At 25.2% G+C, this 12,459-nt stretch carries 7 protein-coding genes; 3 read left to right on the forward strand and 4 right to left on the reverse strand.

The annotated features are described in order from the left end of the window. The first annotated feature begins 33 nt into the window (after positions 1–33). The 3 genes from MCAV_RS01260 (at position 34) to MCAV_RS01270 (ending at position 3,895) form a co-directional block, all read left to right on the forward strand. The gene (locus MCAV_RS01260) at positions 34–2,289 is read left to right on the forward strand and encodes an ATP-dependent helicase (RefSeq protein WP_391592078.1); all 2,256 of its coding nucleotides are present in this window, start codon (positions 34–36) and stop codon (positions 2,287–2,289) included. Between the two features lie 2 nt (positions 2,290–2,291). Next, positions 2,292–3,137, forward strand: a complete 846-nt coding sequence (locus MCAV_RS01265) for a TIGR00282 family metallophosphoesterase (RefSeq protein ID WP_391592079.1) — start codon at positions 2,292–2,294, stop codon at positions 3,135–3,137. Between the two features lie 146 nt (positions 3,138–3,283). Beyond that, entirely contained in the window at positions 3,284–3,895 is a 612-nt protein-coding gene (locus tag MCAV_RS01270) for a dephospho-CoA kinase (protein ID WP_391592080.1), read from the forward strand. 92 nt (positions 3,896–3,987) lie between these two features. Here the strand turns inward: MCAV_RS01270 and MCAV_RS01275 are convergent, their stop codons facing one another. The 4 genes from MCAV_RS01275 to MCAV_RS01290 form a co-directional block, all read right to left on the reverse strand. After that, on the reverse strand, positions 3,988–4,938 hold the full coding sequence (locus tag MCAV_RS01275; RefSeq protein ID WP_391592081.1) for a hypothetical protein: 951 nt from the start codon (positions 4,936–4,938) through the stop codon (positions 3,988–3,990). A 27-nt stretch (positions 4,939–4,965) separates the two neighbouring features. Next, positions 4,966–5,265 carry a hypothetical protein gene (locus MCAV_RS01280; RefSeq protein ID WP_391592082.1) on the reverse strand — a complete coding sequence of 100 codons (300 nt, stop codon included), beginning with the start codon at positions 5,263–5,265 and terminating at the stop codon, positions 4,966–4,968. Positions 5,266–5,267: 2 nt separating this feature from the next. Beyond that, positions 5,268–6,020 carry a hypothetical protein gene (locus MCAV_RS01285; protein WP_391592083.1) on the reverse strand — a complete coding sequence of 251 codons (753 nt, stop codon included), beginning with the start codon at positions 6,018–6,020 and terminating at the stop codon, positions 5,268–5,270. A 125-nt stretch (positions 6,021–6,145) separates the two neighbouring features. Continuing rightward, positions 6,146–12,379 carry an FtsX-like permease family protein gene (locus MCAV_RS01290; RefSeq protein ID WP_391592084.1) on the reverse strand — a complete coding sequence of 2,078 codons (6,234 nt, stop codon included), beginning with the start codon at positions 12,377–12,379 and terminating at the stop codon, positions 6,146–6,148. Positions 12,380–12,459 lie beyond the last annotated feature (80 nt).

Here is a 12,459-nt window from a genome sequence, read left to right on the forward strand (position 1 = left end):
GATATATAAAAATAATAACAAGAAAATTAGAATATGAATTTCAAAATTAATGAACGTCAATTAGAAGCAATTAGTGCTGAATTAAAACCTTGTTTAGTACTATCTGGAGCTGGTACAGGAAAAACATTTGTATTAACAAAAAGAATTTCATATTTAATTAATCATTATCATATTCTTCCATCAAGAATATGAGGTTTGACATTTACTAATAAAGCAAGTGTTGAAATTCAAACTCGAGTGAAAAACGAATGTGGTTTTCTACCCAAACACATTGCTACTTTCCATAAGTCTTGTATTTGAATTTTACGAAAACATATTCAACTTCTCAATCGTAAGCCGAATTTTAAAATTATTGGTAATGATGATCAAATTACATTAGTACGTAGGATCATTAAAAACTTAAACTTTCAATCTCATTTTGAAAAAAAAATTAAACCAAAAGTTTGTTTGGAATGAATTTTATATTTTAAAAGAAATGATATTAGTTTAGATGTTCAATCAATATGAATTTTTGAAAAATTACTGCACCGTCATAAAATTATTGATATTACTGAACCAACTAGTGAACGTAGTTTAGAAATTTATCATGATTTTATTAAAATTTGTCGTCAGTATTGTGATACTTTAGTTGCTGAAAATTTAATTGATTTAGATGATATTCTAATTTATGCAGTTCGTTTATTAAAAATACCAGAAGTGCTAAAATATTGACAAAATGCTTTTGATGCGATTTTAATTGATGAATTTCAAGATACTGATCCAATTCAATTTAAAATTGTGAAACTAATTAGTGCTAAAAAACGTAATGTTTTTGTTGTTGGTGATCCTGATCAGTCAATATATGCTTGGCGTGGTGCTAGTCCAAGCATTATTTCAGATTTTTTAAAACTTTTTCCTGAAGCTAAAACAATTTTATTAGAAGAAAATTATCGTTCAACCCAAAAAATTTTAAATGTTTCTAACACATTAATTGATCATAATAGTGATCGAATTAAGAAACGATTATTTACTAAAAAATTAGGTGGTGAAAATATTTTTTCTTATTATGCTAATGATAATGAAAAAGAGTGTAAATGAATTTGTCAGCAAATTAAAAAATTAATGGCAGAAGATCCTGAAATTAAATATAACGACATTACCATTTTATACCGCAATAATTTCATTACTAAAAAAATTGAAGAACATTTAATTAATAACAAAATTCCTTATGTTGTTTTCAATGGAGTTAAATTTTATCAACGAGAAGAAATTAAAACTTTAATTTCATATTTAAATTTAGTTTTATCAAATGATCCAATTTCAATTGAAAATGTATGTAATCTTCCAAGAAGAGGAATTGCTGATAAATCATTTGAAACAATTTATACTTTTGCTTCAATTCAAAAAATTAATTTGTATCAAGCGTTTGAGCAAGCAGAAAATATTAAAGGATTAAGTAGTAATGCAATTAAAGGAGCAAAGAAATTTTGTGAAACTATTGAAAAAATTCGTCAATTAGATCGTAGTGATGTTGGTGTTTTAATTTGAAAAATTTTTGAAGTTAGTGGTTATAAAGATTCATTAGATCCTTACATTGATGCTCATCGTTTTGAAAACGTTGAATCATTTATGAAATCTCTTTCTGAAATCCAAATTAATGATCCAAGTAAAAAATTAGAAGATATTCTTGATGAAATTACTTTATTTTTAGAATTAAATCAAGAAAATGATCAGGGTGCAGGTGATCGGGTTAATTTAATGACTATTCATGGTGCTAAAGGTTTAGAATTTCCTTATGTTTTTGTAATTCATATGACTGAAAGCATTTTTCCTTCCAAAAGAAATTTTGACTATTTTGAACAAATTGAAGAAGAGAGAAGATTAGCTTATGTAGCATTTACAAGAGCAATTAAAAGATTATTTATTTCTTCTTCAAAAGTTTTAGATTTTGCTACTAATTCATACTTCAATGAATCACGTTTTTTTCTTGAAGCAGAAAAATGTAATGATGTGATTCGTCAAAAATTAGATTCGATTTTAGATTCTAAATGAAAAACAGCGAAAAACTATTATGACTGAAAAGATCAAGATGATCAAAAAGAAGATCGTGAAGAAAACCATCTTTCTAAAATTGATCCAGAAAGTTTTTATGTTGGCGCTATGGTGCGACATGAAATATTTGGCGCAGGTAAAATTGTCAAAATTTTTAATATTTCAACAATTAAAATTTTAAAAATCAAATTTATTTCTTCACATCAAGAAAAAGATATTGTGGCAAATAATCCTAAAATAAGTTTTTTGAAAAATTAGTTATGCGTATTTTATTTATTGGTGATATTTTTGGTAAACCAGGAAGAAAAATGGTTAACCAACATTTAAATCACTTAATTGAACAACATAAAATTGATTTTGTCATTGCTAATGCTGAAAATGCTGCACATGGTAAAGGAATTACTTGAAAAATTTACCATCAGTTAAAACGAGCCAAAATTGATTTTTTTACAATGGGTAATCACACGTGAAATAAATCAGAAGGATTAGAAATTTTAGCCCAACAAGATGATATTATTCGCCCAATTAATTTAAGTGAAGATTTTATTCATTACAACATTGGTGTTGGTTCAAAAGTAGTTGTTGTTAATCAAACAAGAATTCGCATTACTAACATGTTAGGTGGATCAATTAAATTAATTAATGCTAATACAAAACAAAATTGTGTTTTAAATCCTTTTGTTTATTTAGAGAAATTTTTAATTGATAACCAAGATCATGATATTCACATTTTAGATTTTCATTCAGAAACAACAAGTGAAAAAAATGCAATCTTAAGAGCTTTTAATGGTAAATTAAGTGCAATTTTAGGAACTCATACTCATGTGCCTACTAATGATTTTCAAATTTATAATCATACAGCATATATTACTGATGTTGGAATGACTGGACCATTTGAAGGAATTATTGGTGCAGAAGTAAATTCGATTTTAGCAATGTTTTATCAAAAATCAGACAGATTTCGTTTAGATGTTGCTAAAGGATTAAAACAATTATCAGCTGTTGTTTTAGAATTTGATCAAAATCATCAAATTAAAAAATTTTGACCAATTATTTTACGTGAAGATAATTTATCAGGAGCAGTATTAATGAAAAAAGTTAGTTAAATCAAAATTTGTGTAAATTTAATTTTTAAATTGAATCATAAATTAATTAATTAATTAGTGCTAACAACTTTAAGGTAGTGAAAGCAATTTATTAATAAAGATTATGATAAAATTACAAAGAATATTATTTGAGAAATAAATTAAATATGTTAGTTATTCTTTGTGGTTTAAAGGGTTCAGGCAAATCAGTTGGTTTGGAAATTTTAAAAGCGCAAAATTATTCAGTTTTCTGTGTTGATGACTGAATTCATTATATTTATAATTATGGTGAAATTGGTTATAATGCCATTAAAAATAAATTAGGAGCAGAGTTTGTTGATAAAAATCAAGTACGTCGTGATTTAATCAATGAATGAATTTTTCAAGGTCATAATTCAGTTACTAATGAAAACCAAAATTTAATGAAATTAAATTCGGTTATGTTACCTTTAATTAAAGCTAAATTAGTAAAACTAGCAGAAGCAGCTCGTAAATCAGACCAAGTTATTTTTGTAGAAATGGCGATTTATTTAAATCACCAGTACTTTTTTCATGATGTTACTGATGCCATTATTTATGTTAAGCGCGATTATTTAATTTGCGATAATCCTACTCTTCATGCTGCAAAATATTTAAAACCTGAAATTAAAAGTGATTGGTATGTTGTTGAAAATAACACGACAATATCTCAATTTAAAAAAAATTTAGTTGAGCAAGTAGATAATTTAATTAGTAAACTAATGCGTCGTCGTTTACATATTACTACTGATGTAATTTAAACTTAACTTTTTTTTGAAAAAAAATCAATTAAAAAACCTTCTTAAAATGAAATTAATCATTAAGAAGGTTTTTTTATTTTTTTAATAATATATTAATAATTTTTGTGATTTAATGAGTGATCTGATTTTAATTTTCAACCAAAAGTAGATTCATAAATATTAGGTACTAAATAATTTTCAATAATTTCATGCATCACATCAATAATAATTTTACTAATTGGTTGATTAGGTGTGTTTTTTAAAGCGATTGTTAAATTTTTTTGAAATTGGTTTTTATAAGGTAATCAAAACTGTTTATCATTAAGATTAAGACATTTAGGAACAATTGATTCAATTTCTTCTTGTTGTTTTTGAGTGAAATTAGATTGGTCAATAAATTTTTTAAAATAATCATTAGTTAAAAAATTTGTTTGATTTTTCTTTCAACAATAATCAAAAAAATTTTGACTAAATTGTTGGTTTAAAAAGTTTAAGTTATATTTTTGCAATCATTTGTCTAAACGTTTTCATTGTAATAAGTTAACATTAATTGATTTTTGATAACTTTTTCTTTGTTCTAAATATTCAATTAATTCACCATAATCAAATTCAAACTTAAAATTTTTTAAAAGAAAATCATAAAGTTTTTTACATGATAGAAAATAATGGACATTTGTTTGATTAGCTTCAGGAAAGATTTTAAGAAAAAACTTCATTTCTTCATCATCAACTTTAATTTGATGATCATAAATAAACTCTTCAATAATAAAATTTTCAATTTCATCATTAGTATATTTAACTTGATTGTCATGATCATTCTGATCAATTTGATAACAACTTTTAATGTAATTAATTGTTTTAAAAATAAAAGTTTTTTTCTCTAATTCTTGAATTAATTCTAAAAAAACTGATGGTTGTGGTAATGATTCAAAACAATCTTCAGCAAATTTATTTTCTCATTTGCGTAGTACTTTAGCTTGTTGTAAATATTGTGTAGCAATAATTGACTTAGAAAAATCAATAGGAGTTTTAATAAATCGAGGTTTTATTTTTATTTCTGACATAAATTTTAATAGGACAAATTAATTAATTTAAGAAAGTACAATATTACGACTTTGATCTTCTAAATTTTGATAACGAAGATATCGTGGTAACTGATCTTTTTGTACTTTAGGTTTATTGACAACATTTGGTTTAACTTGATATGGTGTTTCTAATATTTCTGTTTCAGTTTTAACTGGGGGTTTAGCAAGATCAACAATCATAGAAACTAGTAAAGAAATTGTTTGAATAAATCCAACAATTCCTAAAATGACACTAAAAGTAACTCCACCACCAACAACTTTCATTTTACTTTCTAAAGAAAGTTTTTTTAATTTTAACTGATTCATAATTAAAAAAAGAATGGCGCTCCAAAAGTAATTGTTGATTTTCTAGGATCAGCATTAACTCTAATGAATGGTTGCATTCGACTAGCATTAATGGCATAACGATCTTGACGTCTTTGACTTTGTGAATAAACACCATCATAATGATCAGATCTTAATTCACGATAAATACCATTTTTATCTTGATAAATTTGTCGCTTAGTTGGTGGTTCATTTAAAATTTCATTTGCTGTTTGAATATTACTAGTTAATCCAGCAAAACTAGATACAACTGCTAATGGTCATATTCCTAATTGATACAGTCGGCTATTACTAATACCAAAAGTTTTAGTTGCTTGACTGTCTTTATTGTCTAAAAATTCCACTAGTTTTGCTTTAGCATTATTAAAAGTCCGTTTTCAAAAACCACTTTGATTTTTCTCATTTAATTGCTCTTGAATTTGACTTTGATTGACTACTAAAGATTGTTCATGAGATGCATTAGTTATTTCAGCACCATTAATATTTTCTAATATTTTTGTTGCTTTTTTAGTTGTTTTAGCAACGATTTTATTATTAGCATTTTTCTTTGGTCTACCTCTTGTTCTAATAGCAGCAGTTTTAAGCTTTATAGTAGGTTTTTTAACAATTGGTTTAATTTTTGTTGAACTTGTCATTTTTGCTAGTTTAGCAATTGATCTAACAACAGTTTGAGCATTTGCACCTGCATAGATAATCGATTTTTGTTCATTATTTAAATGTTTTAAACCTAATATCATATTTTTATCCTTTCTTGACTTCAATTCATATTATTTATTAAAGCAATTTTAGTCAAAAGCAGATTTTAATTGAACTTTTTTGAATTAATTTTTTATGATTTTAGATTTAATTATTAAAAATCGTTCTAATCACCAAATGATTTCATAGCAATTGGTAAAAAGATTTTTTTCAGTTTTAGATAAGATTGAGCAAAGGCAAAAGTAAAGATTGCTAGTAAAATACCAATACTAGATAAGAAATACCAATAAACTAGTTTAATTGGTAAGAAAATGGAAATAACATTTAAAACAATACCAACATATGTTTGTAAAAAGATAATTGATAATGGTATTCCAACAATTGATGCAATTGATAACACAGGAATTAAATAAGTTAAAACTGTAATTGCGTTTTCTCAATTATTAAATCCTAACATAATCATAATTACTGATAATTGTTTTAAATCATCAATTACTAATGAAGTAACCATCATTACCATAATGACTAATAATGGAACAAAAATAATTAAAATAATTGAAATTAAAGATTGAATCGTAGTTGATAATTTATCAAACAATAAATTAGTTGTATTAGAATCATTTAAATTAGTCACAGCTGGATTTAATACAGATTCACCATAAATATCTCTAAAGAAATTAATAATATCATCAATTGTAGTTAAATTAACTGGAATGTTATATTGTGCTTTTAATATTTCTAAATTACTTGGAATATTAATTAATCCTACTTGAGTTTCTGGTTGTAAAATTAATTCTTTAGTTGCAGCTGAACTTGGATCAAATAAAACTGGAGCATAAATTCCAGATTGAGAATATATCGAGACAACATCACTAAACTGAATTGGTTGTTGATAGTTTTGATTATGTTTAGTAAAAATTCCATTATAACCATATTCAGGATTCAAACCTAAAATCAGATTTGCATTTCTTTGAGAAATGAAATAAGCATTTTGATAATAAGTATTATTAAAACCAACAATTTTAAAAGTAACTGGTTTATTGTTTACTACTTTATTAATCTTATTAATAAAACGATTAGTTGTGTTGTTTGGAATAAAACGAATTAATTGGTTTAAATTTAAATTATGTTTTTTAGCAGCAAATAAATTAACAATGATTGGATAGATTGGATTATTATCTTGATCATAAGTTAATTCTTGATATAAGAGATGATTAATTACTTGATTATTTTCATTAGTTAAATGTAAGTAACTTCCCCTTAGATCTTGTTTAATTCCTGTAATTAAATCTTCATTTTCTTGATGATCAAAATGACCTTTTAAATAAGTGAAAGTTTGATCACCATTAACAGTTTTAGTATAATCAATTGCTTGATCACTAAAAGTTGAAGCAGTTAAGCCAACATTTTGTTGAGCATCAACTTCAGGAACACCTGTAGTAGTTCATTGTTTTTTTGGATCATTATAATCAGCTAATACTACTTGATCACCAAAACTAATTTTTGCAGGACCAACTCCTGGAGCAGCAAATTCAGGATCATTTAAAATTGATAATACTAAATATAAATAATCAGGACGAAATAAAGCAAAAACAGAATATTTATTTTCTTTTTTAGTAGAATCTTGCAATGGGTTTAAGTATAAATAAACTGTTTTACTACTATCTAAATAATAAAGTCCAGGAGTAATTTTTCTTTCATCAGGTTGATTGTTTTTAGGATCACTAATACTAGAATCTTGATTATGATTAATACTATTAACTTTTGTGATGTCTTCTGGTCTAATTAAATAACTTGGATGACCATTAAATAAATCACCATCATTAAAATGATTAACTGGATTATTTAATTGGTGCATTGTAAAAAACCTATTTAAGAAAAAAGCACCATAACGACTAGATAAAATATGACGAATTAATTGAATGTGATTTTTTTCAATTTGATTTAAAACAGCTGGTGAAGCTTGATTTAGAATTGGTCGAATAATATCTCACATATTAATGTTTAATTTCAAACCAAATTCATTAACTTTAATTGTGTTATCTAGTAATAATTTAGTTATAACGCGATTACGTAAGAAATTTAAGTTAGTTTGAATTGCATTACGATCATCAATTGAGAAAATTCAGTAATTAGCATTATCACGATATAAACGACTTAAATGTGGTAATTTAATTTTTTTCTGAGTTGGTTGTTGAGTACTAATTGGATCATTATTATTAGTTGGATTAGGATCATCATAACTAAATTCGTGAAAATCTTGATTAGTTGTCATTCAACGACTACTATATTCATTTTCTGAAGAAGTAGTATAAGAAACATATTCAGCACTAGTGCCATTATTATTTTTTAATAATGGTGCTTTATTTTGATACAAATCTGCTAAAGGTTTAAACAATGGTGTTCCATCTGCTGCAAGAACAACATTGTTCTTATTAGGACTTGTATCTTCTTGATTAACTGGAATATAATCAGCATAATAAAATTCTTTTTGATTTTTAATGTTTGGATTAAAAGCGTTTTCATGTTCTCTAATTTTATCTAAATTAATAATGTTAGTATTAGCAGTATTGGCTTTAGATTGAATTGAATTAGCTGCTTCTGATGAGGCATAAAAAACATGTTGTTTTGCATTGTTAACATCAGGAATTGGTAAACTATTTGATTTGAAATGTTTTTTATTTGCATCTCATTCAGAACGTAGTAAGAAATTAGATAGAATACTATCTTGAGCTCAACGATTAGTTTTAGCAGGATCAAAATGTAATGCTTGATTTAAATTATTAAAAGCTAGATTAGGATCAGTTTTTAATTCGTTATTAAATTTTGCACCAAATTTATCAACACTATTTTCAAAGTAATTATTAATATTAGTTGAAACTAATAAAGGATTTTCTTGATTAATTTTTCAATTGAATACTTCTAAATTAGAATTAGTACTATTTCTAAAAATTGTTGGCACATTTTGTTCAATTGGATTTAAATATGTTTGTCCTAATTGATTATAAGACAATAGTGGTGTTTGAAGATATTCATTAGTATTACTATTATATTGAACAGCATAATCAAATTTTTTAGTAGTAATTTCACTATTAGCGATTTTATTGAATTGACCAATGTTAGAAAAAACAAAAATCAAAATAATGACCATTAATGAACTCATTCCTGATAACAAAAAAATTCGTGGTAAAGAATTAGTTGCAACAATTAAACGGAATTTTCATAAAGGAGTGAACGTATTGAAAAGACTATTAACTTTTAAACTAAATTTATTTTGTTTAAAAATCGGATTCTCACGCATTAAAACTAATGAAGATGCTTTAATGGTTAGTCCTGAAGCAATTATTGTCACTAAACTTAGAACACCTAATGGAATTAAAATATAGTAAACTAAAGTTAAAAAATTAAAGTTAACTGGTGCTGAATCTAAAAACCAATAATTAGATAAAATATTAAATAAATTATCTTGAGTAAACAAGCCAATGAAATAACCAATAATTGGTCCAATCACAGCAGGAATTGTGACAAAAATAATTGATGAAACAATAATGCTAAGTTTTGAAATTCCATTAGCGCCTAGATTACCAAAAACTTTAGAATTATTTTTGAAATATCTTTTGACTAAAACAATTACTCCAAATAAAGTTAAAACAACAACAACTGCAATTAAAAGATAACTAACTAAATATAAAACATTAATGATGTTATCAACAAAAACTAATCTGTATGCACTAGCTGAAAAAGTCATACTAGTGTCATTAGCATCATAAAAAATCTTTCCAGTAGATGCATAGTTATTAATTTCTGGTTTTAGTTGTTCAATGAATTGTTTTACTAAACCAACTTGACGAATTGATTCAGGAACTGAAATGGCAATATAATTTTCAGGTGTTCCTGCAGGATTACGTGCTAGAAAACGATTATAGCCATTAGCATTAGTATAAATTAATGCTTCATGATTAGGATCAGGAATCAAACTAAATAATGAAATTGAAGGAAAAACAAAATCAGCAGTAATACCAACCCCAACAATAATTGATTTTAATCCACCTGCATCAAGAATATGACGAGCATTTTTTGGATTTAAAATGAAGTTATTAAGTTGAAATTCTCAATCATTTTGGTTTAATTGTTCTGAATTAGCTAATAATTTAAAGTCATTATATGCTTCATCACTAATTGGAGTTTTATTAAATTTTCGTGCTAATTCAGGAGAGACAATAACAAAATTACTAATAGTATCATTTAAATATGCTGGTGCAGGTACTTGAGTAATTTTTTGTAAGTCAATTGAAATCGTTGATAATGTTTTAAAGAAATCAACCGAAGTAAAATTGAAATTAAGTTGATAACCATTATAATCTCAAAAACCATTTTGAATTTGGTTTAAATAATCACGAATTTGCTCGCGTTCTTGAGGATTTAAAAAAACTTTTGTGGCATCAGTATTTAAGTTACTTGAATCATTATTTACTTCTAAATATCTTAAATATTTACTAAAAACATCATAAATTTTTTGTGAAGAAAATTTGGCTCTTAACAACATCTTAATAAATGGTGTTTCTTGAGATGGTGTTAAATTTTTATTAATTTTACGTAAGTTTAATCAATTTTGTAAAATTTGATAATTACTATATGAAGATGTATAAAAAAGAGGATTGCCATCTTGAATAATTAAACGATTAACATAATTATTATCTGGTTGATAATTACTTTGAATCACTTTGTAATTAATTAAGTCATTATTATTAACTGATGATTGATTTGCAGCAGAGTTATTAGTTAAATCATCATTATTAGCATCTAATACATTTGCATCATTTTTGGCTTGATTAACAATAATTGATTTAAGTTCATTACGATTAATTTTATATTTCTCATTTTTATTGTTAATTGGATTTTTGAAAACAAAATCATTTAAAACATTATCAACAGTTCATAATTTATGATTAATAATAAAGTTTTTAATTAAACTAATTTGATCAGAAGAATGAGCATTATTTTGTGTTGTAATTGAATTTTTAATTGAATCAACTGCTACATCATATAACTGGTTTTTATCTTGATCATTAAGTTGGTTAATAAAATTAATAAAACCTTTTTGACTAGATTGATCAGTTGCAGAAAAAATAAATTTTTTTTCAGGTGAATACTCAGTATATTTACTACTTTGATTAATTTCGTTTTCTTGACCAATATAACTTTTTAATTTTGCAAATGATGATGCTTTTAAAATTTGAACTGATGCACTAAAATCATTACTATGATCAATTTTTCATTGATAAAAAATCGATTTGTAAATGTTTTGTGCTATTTTATTTAAATCATATTTTTTATCATTACTATCAGTCAGTTTATAACTACTAAGATTATTTTTAATTAAATTAATTAGATCGTTTTTATTCAGATCATCAATGTTAGTGCTACTAATAAATGGTTTTAAATAATTTTCTGCAATTTTTTTATCAAAATCACTAATATTAAATTGTTCTAATGGATTAGGTTCATCACTTACTGGATTGTTATTATCAGCAGTTTGATTATTGACTTGATTATTAGTTGTGCTAGTTGCACTTGTTTTTGGCGAATTATTAAATAGATCATAAAACTTTTTAAATCCTTTAGTCCATTGCTGATAATTAGGATTTAAAGTGTTAATTGATTGATCAAGAATTTTAGTAATGGCAGCACGTCCATTATATTGATCTTTTTTATCACCACTAACTTTGACTTCAATTAAATAACTTGAATTAGCATTATTTTCATAAATATCTTCAGATTCACTTAATTTCTTTATTCCTGCATCATCAAAAAGATTTTTAACGTAATTATATCCTTGAACATCATTAGGATTAGGTGAATTAGGGTCTAAAATAGTACTTTCACTAACAATTCCACCAACACCGCATTGACTTGTAACATTAATTTGTTGGCTAATTAATTGACCTTGATTATTAAAAACTAATTCTTCAGGATTTAAAAAATTATAAACTTTAATGTTGTCACTAATGGGCGATCCTGTAGGAAAACACGCAGGTGGAATTGCGTTTTTAGTGTGAAGAGGAACTGCTTGACCATTCAAACTTCATTGTTGAGTTGTTTGATTTTTAATATAAACTTGAGCAGCAGTTGAATTAATTTGAGTTACTAAATGTTTACGATATTGAGGTTGATCAGAAGCAACAAAGTTAGCATTACCATAACCATAATCAGGATTAATGACAGCATCATGGACTCCACTTTCCTGATTAACTTTTTTGACATTAGAACTTAAATTAGTAACTAAATTAGTAGCTGCAGAATATACAGTACTAATAACACTAATAAAGAATACTAAAGAAAAAATTGATAATCAATTATTTCTAATACTTCTGAAAATATTTTTTAGAAAAACCAGCAAATTTCTAGTTTCCTTCCAAAATTTTAAAAATGATTCAATAAATAAAAATGATTATATTAATAAATTATCAATTCTATTTC

The organism is [Mycoplasma] cavipharyngis (assembly GCF_042984175.1).
GTDB classification, from domain to species: domain Bacteria; phylum Bacillota_I; class Bacilli_A; order Mycoplasmatales; family Mycoplasmoidaceae; genus Mycoplasma_N; species Mycoplasma_N cavipharyngis.